Source organism: SAR202 cluster bacterium (genome assembly GCA_016872355.1).
In the GTDB taxonomy this organism is placed as follows: Bacteria; Chloroflexota; Dehalococcoidia; order Lucifugimonadales; family VGZY01; genus VGZY01.
In genome coordinates this window covers 21,412-43,673 of record VGZY01000002.1, presented here as the reverse complement: position 1 = coordinate 43,673, position 22,262 = coordinate 21,412, and the positions used below count along the sequence as shown (strand labels likewise).

Sequence of the window (22,262 nt, the reverse complement as noted above, 5' to 3'; positions counted from 1 at the left end):
CAAACATTGGGCGCTAGTTTGAGGGGTCGAGCTCCGGCCCCAATTTGAGTGTTGCAAAGTATGTGCGAAAGTAACGCTGGTCACGAGTTAACAGGCGGTCGGCCTGTAGCAACGCATGGCCACCAATGAGAAAGTCTGCGAGAACTCGTTGGCGGAAGCTGATTGTTTGGGAGCAATCGATGCAGACGATGTCTTGTTCTCGTCCGCAAGAGCCGCACTGCACTTTGCGCCTCCGGTTTGACGCAAACTTCGTCCAGGCAACTCCCGCTTCCGCCAATGCCTCTGGCGTGCTGGCTGACAGGCGAATCCGGGTTTCTTGCATGAAAAAGTCCAACGCCGAACCATCCTGAAAGCGGGCAGCCACCTCCGCATATACGACCTCGCAGATCACGAGGGCGCCCTCTCTACCGGCCCTTTCCAGAAGGGCTTTTGAAGTTCGGACGTCCGCCGTGTCGGGGACTACGATATCAAGGATGATATTCGTATCCAGGGCCGTTATCATCTCTCCCCACGCATCTCCTCAATGAGCTCGTCCGTGGTCCTCCCCTTGAGGTGCTTCAAGTAGCCCACGAACTTGTCGAATGGGGATCCGGTGAAATGTTTAGCGACCTTGATTTCGCCGTCACTCTCGACGAACTCGATCTCATCCCCCGGCTCGATTCCAAGCCGTTCGCGAACATCTTTGGGTATAGTTACTTGCCCTTTGCTGGTCACTTTTGCCACCACCATGTATCCCTCCTTGCATGAAGGTAAGGAGAATTATTCCTTACCTGGCAAGTATACCATACTGCCGCTATTGAAACGGCGCCGGTATCTTCTCGCCGTGCCACGGGAAACCGTATGACGGCTTGCTGGAGAATCGCTTCATGCCGGCCTGCACTCGCAGGGCCTTTCCGGGCGGAAGACTCACTGCGAAGTGCTTGCCGTGAACGGGCAGGGTGCGCTCGATTACGGACGGGCCAATCCCCTTCTTCCTGTCGATTGTCGAAGGATCGTCCTCGCCGTACCGCACCTCCGTGAACGTGTGCTCCCCGAACGCGCCGGCCTGAACGATCACGTTCGCGGCCCGCTCCATGCTCATGTTGACGAGCCGGATGCCGGCCTGGTCGTCCTTGATCTCGTCCACGAACGCCGCAACATCCGGGGGAAGGCCCGGGCGTGCGCGGTCGGCGTCGAAGTACCGCACCGTCGCGCGCAGGAGGCCGCCGTTGTAGTTGGACTGCGGCGCCCCGAGCATCGTCTGCGTGAGGCCCTTGGTGACGACGGGATTGTCCGGGGAGTCGTTGTTCTCGATTAGCTTGAGCATGTCGTCCGGGTAGGCCTTCATCCGCCGGATGGCATCGGAGGCAGTCACGAACTCAGCAGAGAGTATCTGCTCCGGCCAGCCCGGGTTCTTGCCGTCGTAGTACTGGAAGCGGGCCATATGCTGGTGGCCGTCCCGCAGCTGCTGGTTCTTCTCGTGCGTCGGCTCCACAACGTTCCAGTTGCGCTCCACGTCTCCCGCTCGTATCTCGCAGAACAGGTCATAGTCTTCTTTGGATAGCGAGCCGTGGTAGAGGTGGGCGATCTCGAAGATCCGCATCGGCATGAACGCGGCCCAGCCCTCGGCGGTGTAGCGGTTGGGCACGACCAGCTGGCCGTTGTCCTTGCGCTTGCCGTTGGAGAGCAGCATCCGGATCTGCGAACGCAGTAGCTCCAGGTAGCGCGAGTCCCCGCTGAGGAGCTGTGCGCACTCCACGGCCGTGACCAGGCCGTGGAACATGATGTTGTAACCCTGGTAGTGGTTCCAGCCGTACAGGCCGCCCCACCATTGTCCGTTGCGGTTCTCTCCCACCTTGCCGGTAGGGCCGACGTTGTCAGGCAAGATGCCGCCGTTCTGCTTCGTGCGGTCTATCCACGCCTCCACGTAGTCCAGCACCCACCGTCGGTACTTCTCGTCGCCTGTGTACAGGTAGGCGTTTGTGACCAGCGCCGTCGCTGCCAGGTTGTTGGAGGAGTCTGTGTTCAGCACCAGCTTCTCGAAGAGAGCGTTGATCTCATCGCGCCTCTTTGGGTCCTTCCACCAGGTGGGCTCAAGGTCCTTCACGAACGGTTGGAGGCTTGAGCGCACGCCGTACCACGAAATCGAGTCCAGCCCTTTGCCGCCGAGGAGGTAAGAGTGCGTGTACTCCGTCGTCGTCTTGTGCCAGGGCCCCTCGCCGGACTGCGCGGGCGACCGAAGTATTCTGTACTTCGGGTCCCAGTTCGGCGCCTCGGGGTCCTCACCGATGTAGTAGCCTGCGAACCTGCGCGCCCTCCGGACGTTCTCCGAGATCGTGGGGTCCGCGACTCCGAAGTCGTAGAAGGCCATGTTGCCTTCGCCCTTGTGGTGCCACTCGGCGTCGCCGGGGTGGTTGATGCTGTAGTACTCCTTGTGGCTGGAAGCGTGGAAACGGGGGTGAACGCGGCTCTTGATGCTCCTATCGTGGAACCGTGTCGTGGCGTTCCAGCTTTCCAGGGCCATCGTGAGTATTTTCTTGCTCGCGCCCATGGCATAGAAGAGGCCCCAGTTGTTCACCTGCTCGTAGAGGTCGTCCATGTCGTCAGCGTAGGTGATAACGCCGCCGTTCTCTGCGTGCTTGCCGATCATGTACTCCGCGCCCTCTTCCATCACGTCCATCAGCTTGCGCTGCAGCAGCGCCCATCCGGGCGGCGGCGCCAGTCGAGTGGCAGTTACGAAAGGCAGGCAGGGCATGTTAAGCATGTGTTGTGACCTCTTTTTGTGATTCGTTATATCCTGTACCCCTTACCCCTTATCCTTCACCCCGTACCCTACTCCTGCGGCACTGTGCCGCCGTGCCAGGGGAACGCCGCGCTGGGCCTGTTCGCGAACCGCTTGAGCCCGAGGTCCAGCCGTATCGACGTCCCCGGCGGCAGCTCCACGCCGGCGTACTTCGAGTCGAGCGGCAGGGAGCGCTCAACCTTCGTCCGCTCGGCCCTGGCCCGCTGCTTGGGGTTGTTGTCTTTGAACGCGACCTCGGCGGCGTTGTAGCTCACGCTCTTGAACTGGTGCTCGCCGAACACGCCGGACTGCACGATAAGCCTGCGGGCCTCGGTGGGGTTGGTGTTGACGAGCTGGATGCCGACGACGTCCGGGCCGAGCTTGTCCACGAGCGCGGCCACGTCACTCGGCAGGCCCGGGCGGTTGCGGTCGGTGTCGAAGTAGCGAACGGTGCCCCGGTTCAGGCCGCCGTTGTACAGCGTCTGCGGCGTGCCCATTGTGACCTCCATGAGCCCCTTCACGACGACTGGGTTGGGCGGCCAGTTATTGTCCTCGATGATCTGGGCGGTGTCGCGCGTGTCGTGCTGCATTGCGTCGTACTGCATGAACGCCACGTGGTAGTCGGCTGCGAGGATCTTCTCCGGACAGTCCGGGTTCTTGCCGTCGTAGTACTGGAAGCGCGGGAACTCCGAGTTGCCGCTGCGGCGGTCGCCTTCCACGGGCGCGGCGTTCCAGTCCATATCGCGCGTGCCCTCGCGGAGGCGGCAAATGAGGTCGTAGTCCTCTTTGCTCATCGAGACGTGGTAGATGTACGACAGCTCGCGCAGCCGCATCGGCTGCCAGGCGCCCCAGCCGTCCGGCCCGTGGCGCGCGCCGACGAGCAGCTGGCCGTTCTCGTCCGTCTTGGCGCGGTCCAGCAGGTACTTGACCTGTAGACGCAGGAGGTCCAGGTACTTCACATCCCCGCTCAGCATCACGGCGTTTTCCGCGGCGACGGCGCAGGAGATGAAGATTTTGTCCAGGCCGCCCTTATCCCCGGTGTTCCAGCCGTGGATGCCGCCCCACCACTGGCCGTTACGGTTCTCGCCGATCTTGCCCGTAGGGCCGGTGTTGTCCGGCATGATGCCGCCGTTCTTCTTCAGCCGCTCCAGCCACACGTCCGCGTACTCCAACACCCACTTTCGGTACTTCTCCTCGCCTGTGTACAGGTACGCGTTGGTGACGAGCGACGTCAACCCCAGGTTCGCGGGGTCGTCGCCATTGAGGGCAATGTCGTCGAATAGCTGGAGAATCGTGTCGCGCAGCTTGGCGTCCTTGAACCACAGCGGGTCCAGGTCCTTGACGATGGGGTAGAGCGTCGTCGTCAGCGGCTTGTTTCCGGGCTTGTCGCCCAGGCCGGTGCGGTGGGAGAAGTTGCCCATTGAGCCGCGCTCAAGCATCTCGCGGACGAACTCCAGCGTTCCGGTCGTGTGGCCGCCGACGTGGATGAGTTTGTGCGTGGTGAAGCTGTTCTTGAGGAACGGCCCACTGCCGCCGTGCATGGGCGAGCGGATGATCTTGTGCTTCGGGCCCCAGTTCTGCGCCTCGGGGTCGTCTCCAATGTACATGTTGGCAAAGCGTTTGGCGCGGCGGTACATCTCCGCGTTGTTGGGGGACGCCATGGCGAAGTCGTAGAAGAACTGGCTGCCCTCGCCCTCGTGGAACGCGTCGGAGTTGTACGGGATGGCGAGGTTCCACCACTCGTTGTGGAGCTGCGCCATGTACATGGGGTGGGTGGGCTGGTCGTCCGGGTGCTTGATCCCGTCGTCGTAGTAGCGCGTGATGGCGTTCCACTCCTTGAGCGCGATGTCCAGGAGGTCGTCCGCGCCACCCATTGCGTACAGGAGGCCGCGCATGGAGCGGCTCTCGTAGACGTCGTCCGTGTCCAGTACGTAGTAGGGGAGGCCTGCGGAATTGCAGTACTTCTTGTGGGCTAGGCGCGCCGCGTCCTCCATCGTTGAAATTAGTTTGCGCTCAAGCAACGCCCACGCCGGCGGCGACGCTGTCTCCGTTGCGGTGATAGTCACGAGCCCTGGAACACTTGCGGACATTGGAGCCTCCGGATAGTTGTGAATCGAATGGCGACGGCGCGACGCTTGGGGACGCCGGTCGGGCGGCGAATCTGTGAATGGTGACCTCGCCCGTGGGGCCGGACACCGCCCCGACCTCTCTCCCCCTGGCCCCCTCTCTCCGTACACGGAGAGGGGGGGAATAGAGCCCTGGGGCTCCGCCCCAGACCCCGGTGCGGGGCTTCGCCCCGTGCCCCACTGAGGGCTACGCCCTCAGACTCGCGTAGAGGCGGCTTTGCAGCCTATCTCAGAACCCCTCCCTCTCAGGGAAGGTCCTTGGATCCCGCATGACCCCTATGCTTCATCGGGGGAATAGGGAGGTAGGGGTTAGGTGGCTGCCTGACCCATTCTTACCTCTCCCTCGACGGGAGAGGTCTTCGGCGCTCTGGCCGAAGGGTGAGGGTGCCGACTGTTACGGCTGTTGCCCCATACCCCATACCCCGTACCCCTATATCACCGGCACCTTGCCGTTGTGCCATGGGAACGCATAGCTCGGGTCGTTTGAAAACCGCTTCAGGCCGGCGTCCAGGCGGATGCTCGTGGACGGTGGGAGTGTCACCGCGAAATATTTCCCGTTTACCGGCACAATCGCCGGCTCCTTGCCCGCCGATTGGGTCCTTACCTCCGTGAACGTGTGCTCGCCGAAGACGCCGGACTGGACGATCAGTTTGCGCGTCTGGGTGGAGCTGGTGTTGACGAGCTGGATGCCGATGTTGGCGTCGCCCAGCTTGTCTACCAGCGCGGCGACATCCGGCGGGAGGCCGGGGCGGCCGCGGTCCTCGTCGAAGTAGCGGACGTTGCCGCGGTTCAGCCCGCCGTTGTATATGGTTTGCGGACCGCCCATCGTCGTCTGGATGAGCGCCTTGACAATCACCGGGTTCGGCGGCCACTTCGCGTCCCGGGCTATCGCCGCGGTGTCGCGAGGGTCGTTGATCATGAACTCGTAGTGTCCCAGCGCGTCCTGGTAGTCCGCGGTAAGGGTCTTAAGCGGCCAGTCGGGGTTCTTGCCGTCGTAGTACTGGAAGCGGCTGTACTCGCTTCCCGCGCCGCCGCGGTCGCCAATGACCGGCGCCTCGTTCCAGTCGATCTCGCGCTCCCCCTCGCGCAGTCGGACGATGTAGTCGTAGTCCTGTTTCGCGAACGAGGCGTGGTAGAGGTGCGCGAGGTGGAAGATGCCCCGGCGCGGGCGCATTGGGCCGTAGCCGCCCCAGCCCTGTTCGTTGTGCTGCGTGGGGAAGATAATCTGTCCGTCGTCGCGAATCTTGTGGTTGTCGAACATCACCTTGATCTGTGAGCGCAGGACCTCCAGGTAGCCGGCGTCGCCGCTCAGCAGGTGGGCAAGCTCGGCCGCGATGGTGATGGAGATGAACATGCGGTCGGACGCGCCAGCGGTCATCCAGCCGTGGAGGCCGCCCCACCACTGGCCGTTGCGTTTCTCGCCGATCTTGCCCGTGGGGCCGATGTTATCCGGGATGATGCCCTTGTTCTTCTTGATCCGGTCCAGCCACGCGCCGGTGTACTCCAGCACCCACTTCTTGTATTTAGCGTCGCCGGTGTACAGGTAGGCGTTGGTAACGAGCGCGACTGTGCACAGGTTGCTGGGCTCATCGCCGTTGAGGACGATGTCGTCGAAGAGCTTCATTATCTCGTCGCGCCGCGCCGGGTCCTCGAACCAGAGCGGCTCGAGCTCCTTGACGATGGGGTGGAGCGGCGTCACCAGCGGCTTGTCGCTGGGCTTGTAGTCCACCAGGCGCGAGCGCCTGTGGCCGAAATCGCCGAGCGAGCGCGAATCAAGCCAATGGCGCACGAGCTCCAGCGCCCCGGTGGTGTGGCCGTCCTCGTGAATGAGCCGGTACTTAACGTCCGCGTGCAAGAGCGGCCCTTCGGAGCCGTGCAGGGGAGAGCGGATGATCTTGTGCTTCTTGTCGTAATTTGGCGCCTCAGGGTCATCGCCGATGTACATCTCGGCGAAGCGGTTCGCGCGCCGGCGCATGTCCGGGTTGGTAGGATCGGCGACGCCGAAGTCGTAGAACGACTGGTTGCCCTCGCCCATGTGGAACCAGTCCGCGTTGAATGGGACTGCGTGGTTCCAGTATTCGTTGTGGAGCTGCACCATGAACATGGGGTGCGTGGGGTCGCTGGGTCGTCGGACGGTGGCGTCGTTGTAGAACGCGGTGGAGGAGTTCCAGTACTTGTGGGCGATTTCCAGCATCTTGTCGCCGCCGCCCATAGCGTAGAAGATCCCGCGCATGGAACGGCTCTCATACGTATCGTCCACGTCGTGGACCGAGTAGCACCCGCCGTCGGGGCGCGCGTACTTTTCGGATGCGAGTATCCCTGCGTCCTCGACGAGTTTGAACAGGCGGCGCTGCATCAGGGCCCATGTGGGCGGGGGCGCGACCTCCGTAGCGGTTACGCGGTGAAGTCCGGGCATGGAAACCCTTGCCATTGATCTTCTCCATGAAAGGTGCTTGTCGGACAGACGCCGGGTGGGCGGGAGGGCCGTATTATACACGACGGCCTGAATTCTTCAAGCCGGCGAAAGTTCTTGCTGGATTCAAACTAGTCCGGCAGTTGGCGCCCATACTGCCTTTGTACGAAGTGGACCGTTGCCGGCGGGCCTATTATGTGCGCATAAGGGCCATGAGGGTGGTAGGGAAGGCGGTGGAGCATGGGATGGACTTCGAAGGCTCTGGTCGCCGCAGTGCTCGCAGTGGCGGCGCTCGCGGCCGCGGCGATTGGCGATTCGGCGCGCGCGGACTTCTCTTCGGGCGTCGTTTACGATGACGCGGCGTACTGGCAGAATTGGAGCTGGAACACGACCGTGGACCCCGCCGGCACATCGCCGGTGTTTGAAGGCTCCAGATCGATGGCCGTGACACACAACGCGGCCTGGGCCGGTCTATCGTTCCATGCGCCGGCCCCGTTCTACGCCGGGCCGTACACGCACCTCCGGTTCACGCTCCATCCAAAAGGTAGGCCGCTTCCGGATCTTCGCGTCATGCTGCACGACAGCAGCGGGGGGATCATAAAGAGCATCCGGCCGGCATCTACATGGACCCAACGTCAGGCGGCTGGTACACCGTCGCAGTTTCGCTGAACGAGCTCGGCGCAGTAGCCACTACCATCACGCGGGTGACCATTCAGGAAAACGCCGGGGCTGCGCAGCCAACCTACTTCGTAGATGACATGCGCTTCGTCGGGTCGAGCGATCCGCAGTCGCGGGCGCACGACGTGTACGACGAGTCGCTCCGCTGGGACAACTGGAGATGGGACGCGACCGTGAACCCCATCTCGCAGTTTCCGGTCTACGTGGGGACGAAGTCCCTTGGCGTGATGTTCACCAGGCTTGGGGGCGGGCTGCAGCTTCACAGGGCGAGCTTCGACACGACGCCGTACTCGAACCTGCAGTTCTTTATCAGCCCGAATGGGGACCCGTTGCCTGACTTGCGAATCGGCCTCAAAGACAGCACGGGCAGGCTGATCAATCGTGTATCCATATATGCGGTTTCCCGGCCGACGAGCGCCGGATGGTACCTGGTCACCATCCCGCTCGAACAGCTCGGAGCGAGAGACCGGACAGTCACCGGTGTGGTGGTGCAGGAGGGGGCGGGCATAACGCCGTCGCCTTTCTATATCGACGACCTGCGTTTCGTGCGGTTGGAAGGCGCGCCGCCGGGGCCTTCCACCGATCGGTTCGTTTACGACGAGGACCTTCATTGGGATAACTGGAGCTGGGATGCGGAGGTTGACCCGAGGGCGCTGTCGCCAGTCCTCACGGGCGGGAGGTCGATGGAGGTGAGGTTTAACAGGGGGTGGGCGGGGCTGCAGCTTCGCAAGCCGACCTTCAACACCACGCCATATACTCACTTTGACTTCGTGATTAATCCCAACGGCAGCCCGCTGCCGAAGCTGATCGTGGCAATGCGGGACGCGAACGGGCGGACAATACGGCGCGTCGCTATGAACGAGTACGCTGACCTCGGGCCGGAGGGCTGGTACTGGGTAAGCATCCCGCTGGCCGACCTCGGAGGCGCGAACACAACTATCACGCGAGTGGTTGTGCAGGAGGCTGCCGGGACGTGCCGCCGCCTTTCTACATTGAATCGTTGTGGTTCACGGACACGCCGTCAGGCGGAGCGCCGTAGCCGCCTCGTGGTGCCTGGAAGAGTGCGGGCCGTGTAGCTGCACAGCATGCTGTGCAGCTACACTGCATTCTGTCCCGTAATCCCGTATCTAAATCACCGGCGCCTTGTCCCCATGCCAGGGGAACGCGTAGCTGGGCTTGTTGGAGAAGCGCTTCAGCCCGGCGTTGATCCGAATGCTCGCGGAAGGCGGCAGGACAACCTCGAAGTGCTTGCTGTTGACTTGGAGGGGGGGCGAAGACCCCCTCTCTGTATCTCTCCCCCGAGGGGGGAGAGAAGAGCCAGCCCCCAGCCCAGGATCCCCAACCCCCACCTGGGTGAATTCGTGCTCGCGAAACGCTCCCGCCTGGATGATCAGGCGGTGAGTCTCGGTGCGGCTGGTGTTTGCCAGGTGGACGCCCACGTGGTCCCGGCCGAGGCTGTCCACCAGTGCGGCAACGTCCGGCGGCAGGCCGGGGCGGGCGCGGTCTGCATCGAAGTAGCGTACGGTAGCCCGGTTCAGCCCGCCGTTGTAGATCGTCTGCGGAGCGCCCATCGTGACCTGCGTCAGGCCCTTCACCACACACGGGTTGGCCGGCCACCGGCTGTCCCTGGCTATCTCCGCCGTAGACCGCGGGTCATTGACCATAAGCTCGAATTGCTTGAGCACCTGCTCGTACTCGGAGGAAAGGATGGTCACAGACCAGTCCGCGTTCTTTCCCTCGTAGTACAGGAAGCGCGCCCGCTCGGAGTTCCCGCTCCGGCGGTCCGGCTCAGGCCTGATCTCTCGCCAGTTGCTCTCCTTGTCACCCTTGTAGAGGCGGTTGAAAAGGTCGCGGTCGCCCGGCGCCATCGATGCGTGGTACAGGTGCGCCAGCTCGCGCACCCACAAGGTCTTGTACTCAGTCCAGCCCTTCTCGGTGATTCGGGTTGGTATGAGCAGGTGGCCGTCCTCGCGCACCTTGCCCATCTTGACGAGGGCCTCTATCTGGCCGGGGATCAGCTCCAGGTAGCCATAGTCCCCGGTTAGGAGCAGCGAGCAGGTGGAGGCGATGACAGCCCCCATCATGATGTGGTCTCCGGACCAGCGGCTGTTCCAGCCGTACAGCCCGCCCCAGAACTGCCCGCCGCGGTTCTAACCCGTCTTTCCGGTCGGCCCCACGTTGTCGGGGATAATCCCGCCGTTTGCCCTTGCGCGCTCCAACCAGACCTCAGTGTAGTCCAGGACCCACTTCTTGTACTTGTCATCACCGGTGTACAGGTACGCGTTCGTGATGAGGGCGGTGCAGATGAGGTTGTCCGGGACATCGCCGTTCAGGATAATCTCGTCAAAGAGACGGCAGACCTCCTCGCGGCGCGCAGGGTCGTCAAACCAGTTATTGTCCAGGTCTTTGATTACGGGATGCAGGTTCGTGCGCTGGGCGTATCCCCGGTTCTGCTCGGGTTTTCCATAGACCGGGTCCAGGTACAACCTGGTCCTATCCGGCTCCATCTTGAACTTGGGTCCGAGAGAGCCGTGAAACGTGGAGCGGATTATCTTGTGAACGGGGTCCCAGTTCGGCGCGGATGCGTCCTCACCCAGGTAGAGGCCGGCAAAACGGCGCGCGCGGGCGTGCATCTGCGGGTTAGTGGGGTCGGCCAGGCCGAAGTCGTAGAAAGACTGGTTTCCTTCCCCCATGTGAAACCAGTCGTAGGGGCCTGCGTCCGTATAGTACTCGTTATGAAGCTGCGGCCTGAACCGAGGGTTCGTGAAGGCAGGATCGTCCGGCCTGCGGGCCACGCCGTCGCTGTAGAGCGCCGTCGTGGACTCCCAGGAGCGGTATGCGATCTCCAGCATCCGGTCGCTTCCGCCCATGGCATAAAAAAGGCCACGCATCGAGCGGCTCTCGTAGGTGTCGTCTACATCGTGGATTGCGTAGCAGTTGCCGTCCGGCCGAGAGTACCTGGATGCGGCAAGCTCGCAAGACTCTTCAATAAGCTTGAAGAGCCTGCGCTCCATCAGCGCCCAGGCGGGAGGCGGCGTGACCTCTGTGGCCCTGAACGACTGTATTCCCGGGACCGTGACGGGGCGGGGCCACGAAAAGGAGGCCACCATGCTGCACCTCGTGATGAATTATTTGAACGACAGGTACTATGGTAGAACACAACGCTTCTGTCAAGCGGAACGGCCAGGTCACGTAATTGAATCCAGATACCGATTCGCGTACGATGCAGAAGAGGGTAAATCGTTCAGCATCAGCGAATGGAGGGATCCAGCATGGCACGTGACGAGAAGGACAAGCGCCCTTCAGGGATAGTCTTGCTGGCGATCAGGTTCCTTATTAACGCCCTGGCCCTATGGCTCGCGGCGGAGCTATTGCCGGGCCTCGACATCGCCGACTGGAAGGCGCTGCTTGGCACCGCACTGATTTTCGGACTGGTTAACGCGGTCATCAAGCCCTTTGTCAAGCTGATCGGACTGCCATTGACGTGCCTCACACTGGGGCTCTTCGCGCTGGTCATCAACACGCTCATGTTGCTTCTGGCGGTCTGGCTTGCGAGTCTGCTGGACCTGGCTGTCGAGGTGGAAAACATCATGTGGGCGTTCGTGGCGGCCCTGATCGTGGCTGTCGTCAGCACGATTCTGAACACTCTTCTTGGCACGACGGACGAATAGCGCCCTTTAGCGCACGCTTTTCACGGATTCGGCGCCCGTGTTCACGGCGATTTGACGGTGAACCGCAAAAATGTAACTGTGAATGAGTGTCCGTTTCCTGTCAGGCCAGAGGAGGCGACATGAATAAGAGAATGTACAAGAGTAGGAAGAACCGCATGATTGCCGGCGTGGCCGGCGGGATCGCAGAGTACATCGACGTCGATCCAACGTTGATTCGACTTGCCTTCGTGCTGCTGGTCTTCGCCGGGGCTTCAGGGATCATCATCTACATTGTCCTCGCCATAATACTTCCAGAGCAGGAGTCCATCGTTCCTCCTGCGTCGTCTTCCGGCACCCCGCCGGCTGATATTGCCGGCCAGCCGGCGCCGGAGATTGCGCCCGACTTTTCACCTCGTCGATATTCCGAGTCTCGCAACAAGGGCGCGCAGGTCATAGGGCTCGGGATAATTGCCCTGGGCATACTGTTCCTGCTGATCAACTTTGGGGTATTCAGCTGGCTGGAATGGGGCGTTATCTGGCCCGTCGTATTGATCGCCATCGGCCTGTTGTTGATACTCGGCAGGGCGCGGAGGTAAGACCATGTTAAACGGCAACAGGGTCGGCATACCAATCTTCGCTGTAGTACTGGTCACCCTGGGAGTCATCTTCCTGCTCCAGAACCTGGACGTTCTTCCAAGCTCCATATGGTCGGACCTCTGGCGCCTCTGGCCGGTGATCATAATCCTTGTGGGAGTCGGTATCATATTCAGGTCCGCTTCGCAAACAGTAGCTGCGGTCGTCGCTGTGGCGCTCATTGCAGTCCTGGTTGGCGCAATTGTGTACGCCGCAAACAACGATGTGTTCAGCTCCGGCGGGCAGGTTACGACATTGTCAGAGCCGCTCGGCGACATTCGCACCATCCAGGCGAACGTGGATTTTGGAGCAGGGCGACTGCGGGTAGGGACGTTACCTGCCGGGTCAACTAACTTGTTCGAGGCGCGCCTGCAGAACCCTGGGGAGCCGGCGGAGGCCGTGATGACTAGGAACGGCAGTGACGGGACGCTCACAATCAGCCGGACTGACGGCGGGCCATTCTCCTGGTTCGGCAGGGGTGACGTAGAATGGACCATCAACCTGTCACGTTCCCCAACAGTCAGATTCGACCTGGATAGCGGCGCGGCGGACATGGAGCTTGACCTGATGGAGCTGCGGGCGACGAGTGTGGACATCAGCACCGGCGCAGCGGACCTGGATGTGACCATGCCGGCGAATGCTGGAAACGTGATCGCCAAGATCAGCGCCGGCGCGGCGGACGTGAGCGTACGGATCCCGCAGGGCGTGGCCGCGAGGATCACAAACGAGTCCGGGCTCTCATCCATAGACATTGCGAGCCGCTTCCCGAAAGTGGGAGACGTGCACCAGTCCTCGGACTACGACACGGCGACGAACAGGATCGATCTGAGGATTTCTGCGGGGGCTTCAGACGTTACGGTGAGGTAACGCCGGCTGTAGAAGTAATCAGGAGTAATGAAGGGAGCCGCGCCTATCCTCTGTTCGGCAGGGGAAAGGCGCGGCTCCTTTGTCGGTCTGGGGCCACGTTACCGTCCGACCAAGGGTGACTGCTCCTGGAGCGCCTCTGTGAGCTTCTGGAAGGCCGTCTCAAGAAGCGCCTTGTCATCCTTGCTGTTGCTGGCGATCATCAGTACGGTCGCGAACGCGTTTTTGCCGAGGAAAATGGCCTCCTTGTTGGGCACAATCCAGCGGCTGACGGTGTTTGTCCTGTTTATCTCGATGTTTTGTCCGGCGTACTTGGCGGACATGAATGCGGCGTAGGCGTCGTAGAACTCCTTGGCGTCCAAGTTGGTGTCCCACACGATGTTTGCGATGAGCAGCTTCTCTCCGCTCGGGCCGACCATCAGCGAGTAGCGGTCCCCACCCCAACCGGCTGCGGCGTCGCCCGCCTGCTGGTCGCCGAGGAATTCCAGCAAATAGGTGCGAATCAGCAGCTCACCCATGGCGTTGCCGCTGACCTGGCTCCAGCCGCCGCCCATGCGGTTCGCGATATTCGGAACGATGGTGTGAACCACCTCTTCGTTGACGAAATACTTGGCCGGGTGTATGACCTGCTCAGTGGAAACCGGAGGCCGAGTGTAGGCGCGGTCTACGCCGTTCCAGCCGTCCTCGCCGAATAGCTCGTAGCTGAATGTCTCGCCTTCCTGTGACTGGAAGTTATTTACCGCTCGCACCACCTTCGGGGCGGCGAGTAGCTTGTTCTCAGCCAGTGGCGCGGACAGCGTCGAAATCTCCGCCTGCGTCATGTTCCTAGATATGTACCCGTCGAGCACCTGTGCAATATCGCCCTTAATCATGGCGTCGACTGCGCGAAGCTCATCAAGGCTGAACTCGCCGGCTTTTCGACGGATTTCTGCGACGTTGAAATTCTGCTGCTGCATGCCGCTCATGTAAGCGGCAACTATGGCGAGCTCGTCGCGCGGGCCGACGGTCGTGCCGTCGTTGACGACGTAGAACCTGCCGGCAGCGTCGTCGAAGAGTGCTGAGACCTGTTGCGTTTGAATACCGACCAGAATCTCCTCCAGGCTCTCGCTCTCAGCCATCATTCCCAGGGCCTTGTAAAGCTCCTCGGTCTCGAAGACCTGGTCACGTAGCGCCTCGCGCTTGAAGAAGCTGCGGGTAATCCCCTCGAGCTCGGTCCGGGTCTTGAAGTCCGCTTCCAGAGGCGACTTCGCATCAATCTGTCGTATCTGGGGAATTGCCTCTTTGGCATCGTTTTGCATGCGGCTGAGCGCGGAGAGTATCTCTGCAGGACTCATACCGGGCTGTGGCGTGCTCGTGGCCACCGCGGCTACCGGTATGTTGGTTGGCACGGGCGTGTTGGCAGTCTCTCCGCCCTTGCCGCCGTTCATGAAGATGAATGCGCCGACCGCGACGGCCGCCACCACGGCCACGGCGCCGCCCCGTATGAGCGCCATGGGCGGGCCCTTCTTGGCAGGCAAAGGCACCGGCACGGTCCCGGGCTTGGCCGCCGTGTTTGGCCGGGTGCGGTTGGCGGCGCGGCGGCGCGGCCCGACGCCGCAGTTGGGCGTTGAGCGGGCTTGGCTGCCTGGGTTCCGCGCGAGGGCGCCTGGTACTTTGGAATCGCCTGAGTGGCGCCCTGCCCCATGACGAGCGTTGCGCCCTCCATGTCCGGCGCGCCCCGCACCTTGGAAGTATCGATCACGGCAGTCGCGCCAAGGTCGGCCTCGTTAATCAAGTCCTTCTTTCGAGAGGACATTGTCAGGGCGTCTATGAGGTCCCCGGCGGACTGGAAGCGGTCGTCCGGCTCCTTGGCCAGGGCCTTGAGGAGTGTGGCCTCAAGGCGCGGCTCGATGTTCGGGTTCAGGGTAGTTGGCAACGGCAGCGGCCAGTGGACATGGGCCATAAGCGTGGCCGCGGGCGTGTCTGCCCGGAAGGGAGTCTGTCCCACCAGGAGCTGGTAGATAATGATGCCCAGGGCATACAGGTCGGACCTGTGGTCGGCATCCGCGCCCATCGCCTGCTCAGGGGCCATATACTCCGGGGTGCCCAGGGCCTGGTTGGCCTGAGTGAACCTGACGGCAGACTCCATCATGCGGGCGAGTCCGAAGTCCGCCAGAATGGGTTTGCCGTCGGAGCTCAGGAGAACGTTGGAAGGCTTCAAGTCCCTGTGAATTATGCCTTGAGCATGGGCATAGTCCATAGCGCTTGCCAGGGGCGCCATGTACTTGACAACTTCGTCCAGGGGGAGTGGTTCGCCCTTGAGCTTGTCTTGAAGGTTGCCGCCCGGGAGGTACTCCGAGACGATGTAGGAAAAGCCTTTGTCCGAGCCGAAGTCGTAAATCTGAAGGATATTCGGATGGTTCAGCTTGGCTACGGTCTGGGCTTCCTGGGCGAAGCGGGCGATGAAGGTGGGGTCATCGTTGTAATAGGAAGGCAGCACCTTGACGGCGACGTATCGGTCAAGGTCGGGATCGTGGCACTTGAAGACCGTGGCCATGCCGCCGCGCCCAAGTTGCTGAATAACCCTGTACCTACCAAGACTGCTCCCCGGCGGTATAGACACCATTAACGTTAGCCCCCGAATTACAGTAAAGCTGATGCGTCAGATGAAAAGGTAGCCGAACTCACCGACTGTGATAATGTGGGTCGGTTTTGCCGGGTCGTCGCCCAGCTTCGCTCGGACCCTGTTGACGGACTCGGATACCAGTAGCTCCGTGTTTACGCCGGCAGGAAGCTCCGGCCACACCCGCTTCACGATATCCTCGCGGCTCACAACTTCGCTACGTCGCGATTCCAGATACTTGAGCAGTGCGGTGTCTTTGGGCGCCAGTGACTCTCCGGCATCCTCAGTCGCCGACGCCTTTCTGCTCGAAGAGACCGCCTCCCCCGCGAAGGCAGGCGGGGTATCCATTTTGACCGTGTTGTACCCCTCCTGCAGGTAAACGATAACTACTTCGCTGCCCGCCAGGCGGATGCGGTCTCCGCTCTTGAGCGAGTGCTCGCAGGAGCCTACTCGGTCGAAATTAACGTATGTGCCGTTGGTGGTGTTGAGGTCGCGAATTACGACGCCGGACGGGGTCTCCATGATGAGGGCGTGGCGCGGCGGTATACGGTGGCCTCGTCGACGACGATGTCATTGTCGTATCGCCTTCCGAGGGTAACCGGGCGTTTAGAAAGGGTGACGGTCATGCCGCTATTAGGGCCGCCGCGCACCGTCAGGGACGCCTGCATGGTATTTATCATCTGTGCCGTCCAGGATGGAGAAACGTTAGGCCGCACTCCGACGCAGTGGCTGTTTCCGCTGACAATTCCCCAATTTTGCACAAGGGGACTAGTTTAATCCACTGCCGACGTCTCTCCTATTCTACGGTGACGGACTTGGCCAGGTTGCGGGGCTGGTCAACGTCGCAGCCGCGGCGGACAGCGATGTGGTAGGCGAGTAGCTGGATCGGCACCGCCATCAGCATTGGGCTGATGAGCGGGGACGACTTCGGCGTGAAGATAACGTCGTCTGCGATCTTCGGCAGCTCGACATCGCCCTCGGTGCAGATCGCGATCACCTTCCCGCCGCGCGCCCTTACTTCCTGGATATTGCTGAGCATCTTCTCGTACAGGTTGTCGTGGGGGATCAGGGCGACGACCGGCATGTTCTCATCGATGAGCGATATCGGTCCGTGCTTCATCTCGCCGGCAGGGTACCCTTCGGCGTGGATGTAGCTGATCTCCTTCAGCTTGAGCGCGCCCTCCATCGCCATCGGGAAGTTTATCCCGCGGCCCAGGTAGAGGACGTCCTTGTAGCGGGAGTATTTATCTGCAAGGCGTTCGTAGACAGGATTCGGAAGCACCTGGTTGCCGAGCATCTCCGGCAGGTGGGCGAGCTCCTTGATGAGGCCGGCGACGCGCTCCCCGTTTAGTGTGCCGCGCTTGATCCCAAGGTAAATGGCGAGCATGTGCAGCGCTGTCAGCGAGCACAGGAACGTCTTTGTGGCGGCTACGCCGATCTCCATTCCGGCACGTATGAGAATTGTCCCGTCGGCGATGCGCGTCGTCTGAGTGCCATCGTAGTTGGTAAGCGTTATCTGTTTCGCGCCCTTATGGGCGGCGCCCTCCATCGCGGCGAGGGTGTCTGCCGTCTCCCCGGACTGGCTGATAGAGACAACCAGCGTGCGGTCGTTCAGGATTGGGTCCCTGTAACGGAACTCCGATGAATTGTCGACCTCAGTCGGCAGGCCGGCGAACTGCTCCATCCAGTGGCGCGCCACCATTCCGGCGTGCAGGCTGGTCCCCACGCCTACGATCACGACGCGGTCTATCCTGTCGACGTCAATCTTCGCCAGCAGCGATTCCTCCATTTCGACCGTGGCCTTGTCGAAAGAGACGCGATTACGCATCGTGTTGATAACGGCTTCCGGCTGCTCGGCTATCTCCTTCTGCATGAAGTGCTTGTAGCTGCCCTTCGCTGCGGAGACGGCGTCGTAAGGGACGTGGGTCGGGGATTTGGTGATCGCTGACCCGTCCACGCGGCGGTATGCGGCGCCGCCAGGCGTCAGCACCACCGTCTCGCCGCCTGCCAGGTACGCGATGCGCCGTGTATGCGGCAGCAGGGCAGGGAGGTCGGAAGAGAGGAACATCTCGCCCTTCCCGTAGCCGAGGACGATGCCGCCTGCGTTGCCCAGCCGGAACGCGACGATCTTTCCGGGGTCGCGCCGGGAGACGGCGACGACGGCCTGCGCGCCGCGGAGCCTGCCGGCGGTCTTCATGACCGCCTCCTCGAACGGGTACTCCTCCATGAGGTAAGTCTCGATGAGGTGCGGGATGCACTCCGTGTCCGTTTGCGATAGGAACTCGTGGCCTTTTGCCTGTAGCTCCCGCTTGATTTCAAGGTAGTTCTCAACGATGCCGTTGTGGACGACTGCGACCTCGTTTCGGCAGTCGGTGTGGGGGTGGGCGTTGTCGTCGCTGGGGCGGCCGTGGGTGGCCCAGCGCGTGTGGCCGATGCCGCAGACGCCCTGGGGGACCTGGCCGTTGAGCGTGGCGCGCAGGTTGGCCAGCTTGCCCTGGGACTTCCGCACCTCCGGGCTGCCGCCTGCGCCGATGACGGCGATGCCGGCGCTGTCGTAGCCCCGGTATTCGAGCGTGGCAAGTCCATCAAGCAGGAGTGGGGCGGCCTGGCGCGCGCCTGTATAGCCAAGAATTCCGCACATAGGTGTTCAACCTCGCGATCTGGGGAGCCTGAAGCGTGATGGAGATAATTTAAGCCCTCACCAAGAGTTATACCACGCCTGAAGGAAAGTAGAGAGGGGAAAAAGGGGTCGGCGGGTCCGGCATGGGCAGGTCTCAGACCCCCATACCGAATTCAGCGGCGGCTCACTGTTTCGGCGCGTCCGCCTTCGCCTGGGCCTGGGACGCCTTTGCGCCCTGCTTGTACACGCCCTGGTAGCTTTCCGGAAGCATCATGGCTATGCGGCCCATGATCATATCCGTCATCGAGTCCAGGACGACCCTGTCCGGCTTGCCTTCGATGATGGGGAGGGTGAAGGGTTGGCCGATCTTGACGCGTATCTTGCCGGTGGGATTGAAGACGCGGAGCCACGAGCCTAGCTTTTCGGTGCCGGTGATGGCGACAGGTAGAATCGTAGCCTGGGACTTGATGGCGACCTGCGTTACGCCGGGGAGCGCGCGCTTCATTCCGCCGCCGCGGCTGCGCGTGCCCTCCGGGAAAATCACGAGCGCGGCATCCTTGCTGAGCTGCTCCAGCATCCACTTGTAGGCTGTGATGTCCAGCCCTTCGCGGTTTACCGGGTGGGCGCCGTACGAGGTAAAGAACCACCTAAAGAACGGGTTCTTGAACATCTCCCGCTTGGCCAGAAAGCGGACGCGCCGTGGCAGGCTGGTCGAGAGCAGGGGAGGGTCGAAGTTGCTGCAGTGGTTGGCGACGATGATGATCGGTCCCATGGGCGGGACGTTCTCTTTCCCCTCCACCCTGTAGTCGGCGAAGATGCGCAACGTTATCCGCTGCAGGAAGTTGCAGGTAGGATTAAGGGATTTCATTCGCGGTCTTCACCCTGGCGAGGCCCATGATGCGGTCGACGATCTCATCCACCGTAAGGCGGTCCGTCTCGATCAGCACGGCGTTGCCCGCCTGCCTGAGCGGGGACTCCGCGCGCTCGCTGTCGATCTTGTCGCGACGCAGCAGGTCGGCGACCACCTCCTCGTACGTCACGCCGCCCGCCCTGACTTCCTCGTAGCGGCGCCGGGCGCGAATGTCCAGAGACGCGGTGAGGAAGACCTTTACCTCGGCGTCCGGGAGCACCACGGTACCGATGTCGCGTCCAACCATTACGATGCTGCCCTTCGAGGCAATGCTCCGCTGCTGGGCGACGAGCGCCTCGCGGACGCCGCGCACGGCCGAGACGGGCGAGACATGGCACTGGACGTCGTGGTCGCGCAGATGGTCCGTCATGTCGATTCCGTCCAGCACCAGCCGGTCCCCGTTGTCTTTGCCGGGGACGAGCTCCATCTGGATGTGGTGGGTCAGGTGGGTAAGCGCGTCTTCGTTGAGGATGTTCACCTGGCGGTGAATGGCGGCCCACGTGACGGCCCTGTACATCCAGCCGGTGTCCAGAAAGCGGTAGCCCAGGCGCCTTGCGGCGCGGCGGCCGACGGCGCTCTTGCCGGAAGCGACCGGCCCGTCTATGGCGATCATCGGCATTACCCTCTACCCAGGTAGAGCTGGTCTACTGGCAGGACGATCGACTCCAGCATGTTCACGTAGGGCGGCAGGACCGCCATTGCGAGGGCTGCCACCGCTATGTCGTCCGGCGTCATCATGGGCTCGTGGTCCTGTGGGCGAATGCTTGAGGCGCGCAGCTCCGTGCGCACGTTGCCCGGGTGCAGGGCGCCGCATGTGATGCCGTATTCCCGGCCCTCAAGCGCGGTCGCCTTGGTGAGTCCCACGAGCGCGTGCTTGGTAGTGGTGTACGGCGCGGCGTTCTTGCGGGGCATCTGCGCTGAGATGCTGCCCATGTTAATAATACGACCGGCGCGTCGCGGCTTCATAATTTTCATCGCCTCGCGGGTGCAGAGAAAGACGCCGGTGAGGTTGACCCCGACGACCTTATTCCATGTCTCCAGCGATATCTGGTCGATGGGGCCGCCGTCGAAGACGCCGGAGTTGTTCACGAGCAGGTCCAGCGCGCCGAACTCCTTCATCGTCCCCTCGAACAGCGCGATGACCTGTTTTTCGTCCGTCACGTCCGTGGGAACGACGATCGCCTTTGCGCCCAGGCTATGGGCCTCGGCGGCGGTCTCGCGGAGGTGCTCAGTGTTGCGGGAAGCGAGCACCAGGGACGCGCCCTCCCGTGCGAACGCGCGGGCGATGCCCTTGCCGATGCCGGTGCCGGCGCCCGTGATGATGGCGACTTTTCCTTCAAGCTGACCCATGAACGCCTCGCGGGAAGATGGACTTGCGCAGCTTCGCTACGAACCTGAAAAGGTAATCACGCGGGCGGGCGGAATGTCAAGTAGCGGCCTCCTGTAAACGCCAGCGCACCGAGAAGCGGCCTGATACGAGAGGTCGCTGTCACCGGCGGGGCCGGTTTTCGTAGGGGCGCACAGATGTGCGCCCGTTGCTATCCGACTTGTGGCTGCCGTTACTCTATCCAGAACGAATACAGTCGCGCGTTCTTCAGGTGAAACGCGAGGCGGGCGTATCGCTTCTTGTGGGGCGACAACGTTTCATGGCCGCGCCATCCGACGCGCGCCCGTGGGGAGTCGCCAACGACGACCGAGCTATCGGCCTCGGTGAAGCCAGGCAGCGGCTCGGCCGTGTCTTCATCCACGACGGATGCGCGCAGGGACCCGTCCTTGCCGGCGTCGACGTTGACGTGGAGCCTGCCTTCGACTTCGAATACGAACGGGCGTGTGATAACCAGTCCGCCGTCCGGTCCCGCGTTGAGCGAGGCGAAGCCGTCTCGCCGGAGGATGCCGATGCCCATCGCGTGGCCCCATGTGTTCTTGGGCCCGTCGATCGTGCTGCCGCGGTAGTAGAACCAGAGCTCGTCGCCCTTGACGATGGGGCCGCCCGTGGTGACCAGGTTCACGGCGCGGAGGTACCCGGAATTCCATGCTCCGTCAGGCCCGAGGGGGACGAGGGGTTTGCGGTCGCCGAAGTAGTACCAGTGGCGACCGTTGCGGCTGGCGGCTGCCCGGATCCAGTTGCGCTTTATATAGGGGCGCGAGTCCATCAAGTTATGGTCGCGCATTTGCCTGTTGGTGGCGGGAGTGTAGTTGGTCATGGACAAATTGCTCATCCACATACTCTCGTACGGGTACCCGTCCGCCTCGTAAATGCCGTGCATGCCGTTCAGCGGCTGGTGGGCGGCGTTAATGCTGTCCGGGTAGGCATAGATGCGTGGGGCGGACCAGTGGGTAAGGTCGTCGCTCTCGATCTGGCCAACGACGCGGGCGGAGTGGAAAATAGAGGAGAGGCGGAAATCAGGGCCGATGCGGTGCTTCGTATTGCCGACGTACTTGCGGAGCACGGGGTCCCAGCGTGTTCGGAAAACGTCGCTGCCGGCATAGGGCTGGTAGGTCGGCGCGTCGAAGTCCGCCGTTGGGCCCTTCCAGTGGTTCGTTTCGGCCTCGAATTTCCACCTGTACCCGTCCGGCGAGACCCGGAGCTCGTACGGGACGCCCATCTGGTCCCGCTTCTCGGGGGACAGGTTCAGATAGGGCCAGCGCTTGTGCTTGAACGTTCTGGTAGTCGGACGGACGATCATCTTCCAGCGGCGGTCGGGGTCAGGGTCGTGCGGCTCGTAGAACAGGCCGTTTATCTCACCCGCGCCGATGACGTTGTTCGGGCCGTCGGGAATGTGGGAGCGGTCGAAGTCACCCACATTGAGGTCCGGCAGGTCCCAGTTTATGCCGTCCTTCGAGTGGGCCACATGCTGGACCCAGCCGCCGGCGTGATTGTAGTAGAGGCGGTAGCCGACTTCCGGGTCGGGAACGATGTAGTGAGGGTAGTTGCGGTGCGGGTTGAAGACCGGGTTGGCGGGGTGCTCACGGACAGAGTGCGTTTCCCGTGTAACGCCCTCCAT

At 62.2% G+C, this 22,262-nt stretch carries 19 protein-coding genes and 1 pseudogene; 5 read left to right on the top strand and 15 right to left on the bottom strand.

Features of this window, described 5'->3' with window-relative positions; translation table 11 throughout:
* Positions 1-13: 13 nt before the first annotated feature.
* The 5 genes from FJ319_00815 to FJ319_00795 all read right to left on the bottom strand — a co-directional run bounded on the left by FJ319_00815 (position 14) and on the right by FJ319_00795 (position 7,303).
* Positions 14-502 (bottom strand): type II toxin-antitoxin system VapC family toxin, encoded by a 489-nt coding sequence (locus FJ319_00815; protein ID MBM3932843.1) that lies wholly within the window; start codon positions 500-502, stop codon positions 14-16.
* Positions 499-723 (bottom strand): AbrB/MazE/SpoVT family DNA-binding domain-containing protein, encoded by a 225-nt coding sequence (locus FJ319_00810; protein MBM3932842.1) that lies wholly within the window; start codon positions 721-723, stop codon positions 499-501. The genes FJ319_00815 and FJ319_00810 overlap by 4 nt, the downstream gene beginning before the upstream one ends.
* 70 nt (positions 724-793) lie before the next feature.
* Complete coding sequence (locus FJ319_00805; GenBank protein ID MBM3932841.1) at positions 794-2,734, bottom strand: hypothetical protein; 1,941 nt, start codon at positions 2,732-2,734, stop codon at positions 794-796.
* A 77-nt stretch (positions 2,735-2,811) separates the two neighbouring features.
* On the bottom strand, positions 2,812-4,851 hold the full coding sequence (locus FJ319_00800) for a hypothetical protein (GenBank protein ID MBM3932840.1): 2,040 nt from the start codon (positions 4,849-4,851) through the stop codon (positions 2,812-2,814).
* Between the two features lie 466 nt (positions 4,852-5,317).
* On the bottom strand, positions 5,318-7,303 hold the full coding sequence (locus FJ319_00795) for a hypothetical protein (protein MBM3932839.1): 1,986 nt from the start codon (positions 7,301-7,303) through the stop codon (positions 5,318-5,320).
* Between the two features lie 237 nt (positions 7,304-7,540).
* Between FJ319_00795 and FJ319_00790 the strand changes: the two genes are divergently transcribed.
* Together FJ319_00790 and FJ319_00785 are read left to right on the top strand one after the other, a co-directional pair.
* Positions 7,541-7,969 (top strand): hypothetical protein, encoded by a 429-nt coding sequence (locus tag FJ319_00790; protein ID MBM3932838.1) that lies wholly within the window; start codon positions 7,541-7,543, stop codon positions 7,967-7,969.
* Positions 7,924-9,054 carry a hypothetical protein gene (locus FJ319_00785; protein MBM3932837.1) on the top strand — a complete coding sequence of 377 codons (1,131 nt, stop codon included), beginning with the start codon at positions 7,924-7,926 and terminating at the stop codon, positions 9,052-9,054. The genes FJ319_00790 and FJ319_00785 overlap by 46 nt, the downstream gene beginning before the upstream one ends.
* 51 nt (positions 9,055-9,105) lie before the next feature.
* On the opposite strand, the pseudogene FJ319_00780 reads toward FJ319_00785, so the two are convergent.
* Positions 9,106-11,088: pseudogene (locus FJ319_00780) on the bottom strand (hypothetical protein).
* Positions 11,089-11,235: 147 nt separating this feature from the next.
* Between FJ319_00780 and FJ319_00775 the strand changes: the two are divergent.
* The 3 genes from FJ319_00775 to FJ319_00765 all read left to right on the top strand — a co-directional run bounded on the left by FJ319_00775 (position 11,236) and on the right by FJ319_00765 (position 13,128).
* Positions 11,236-11,649 (top strand): phage holin family protein, encoded by a 414-nt coding sequence (locus FJ319_00775; GenBank protein ID MBM3932836.1) that lies wholly within the window; start codon positions 11,236-11,238, stop codon positions 11,647-11,649.
* A gap of 119 nt (positions 11,650-11,768) precedes the next feature.
* Positions 11,769-12,224, top strand: a complete 456-nt coding sequence (locus FJ319_00770) for a PspC domain-containing protein (GenBank protein MBM3932835.1) — start codon at positions 11,769-11,771, stop codon at positions 12,222-12,224.
* A 4-nt stretch (positions 12,225-12,228) separates the two neighbouring features.
* Complete coding sequence (locus tag FJ319_00765; GenBank protein ID MBM3932834.1) at positions 12,229-13,128, top strand: hypothetical protein; 900 nt, start codon at positions 12,229-12,231, stop codon at positions 13,126-13,128.
* Positions 13,129-13,226: 98 nt separating this feature from the next.
* On the opposite strand, the gene FJ319_00760 is transcribed toward FJ319_00765, so the two are convergent.
* The 9 genes from FJ319_00760 to FJ319_00720 form a co-directional block, all read right to left on the bottom strand.
* Positions 13,227-14,618: a hypothetical protein gene (locus FJ319_00760; protein MBM3932833.1), complete on the bottom strand. Its 1,392-nt coding sequence runs from the start codon at positions 14,616-14,618 to the stop codon at positions 13,227-13,229.
* Positions 14,549-15,730, bottom strand: a complete 1,182-nt coding sequence (locus FJ319_00755; protein ID MBM3932832.1) for a hypothetical protein — start codon at positions 15,728-15,730, stop codon at positions 14,549-14,551. The genes FJ319_00760 and FJ319_00755 overlap by 70 nt, the downstream gene beginning before the upstream one ends.
* Before the next feature lie 36 nt (positions 15,731-15,766).
* Complete coding sequence (locus FJ319_00750; protein MBM3932831.1) at positions 15,767-16,249, bottom strand: FHA domain-containing protein; 483 nt, start codon at positions 16,247-16,249, stop codon at positions 15,767-15,769.
* Positions 16,225-16,407, bottom strand: coding sequence for a hypothetical protein (locus FJ319_00745; GenBank protein MBM3932830.1), 183 nt, complete (start codon positions 16,405-16,407; stop codon positions 16,225-16,227). The genes FJ319_00750 and FJ319_00745 overlap by 25 nt, the downstream gene beginning before the upstream one ends.
* Positions 16,408-16,523: 116 nt before the next feature.
* Complete coding sequence (glmS, locus tag FJ319_00740; protein ID MBM3932829.1) at positions 16,524-18,368, bottom strand: glutamine--fructose-6-phosphate transaminase (isomerizing); 1,845 nt, start codon at positions 18,366-18,368, stop codon at positions 16,524-16,526.
* Positions 18,369-18,531: 163 nt separating this feature from the next.
* Positions 18,532-19,215 (bottom strand): 1-acyl-sn-glycerol-3-phosphate acyltransferase, encoded by a 684-nt coding sequence (locus FJ319_00735; protein ID MBM3932828.1) that lies wholly within the window; start codon positions 19,213-19,215, stop codon positions 18,532-18,534.
* A complete protein-coding gene (locus FJ319_00730) occupies positions 19,202-19,876 on the bottom strand; it encodes a (d)CMP kinase (protein MBM3932827.1) in 675 nt (224 codons plus the stop codon). Before FJ319_00730 ends, FJ319_00735 begins: the two co-directional genes overlap by 14 nt.
* Positions 19,876-20,607 carry an SDR family oxidoreductase gene (locus FJ319_00725; protein MBM3932826.1) on the bottom strand — a complete coding sequence of 244 codons (732 nt, stop codon included), beginning with the start codon at positions 20,605-20,607 and terminating at the stop codon, positions 19,876-19,878. Before FJ319_00725 ends, FJ319_00730 begins: the two co-directional genes overlap by 1 nt.
* A gap of 209 nt (positions 20,608-20,816) precedes the next feature.
* Entirely contained in the window at positions 20,817-22,262 is a 1,446-nt protein-coding gene (locus FJ319_00720) for a hypothetical protein (GenBank protein ID MBM3932825.1), read from the bottom strand.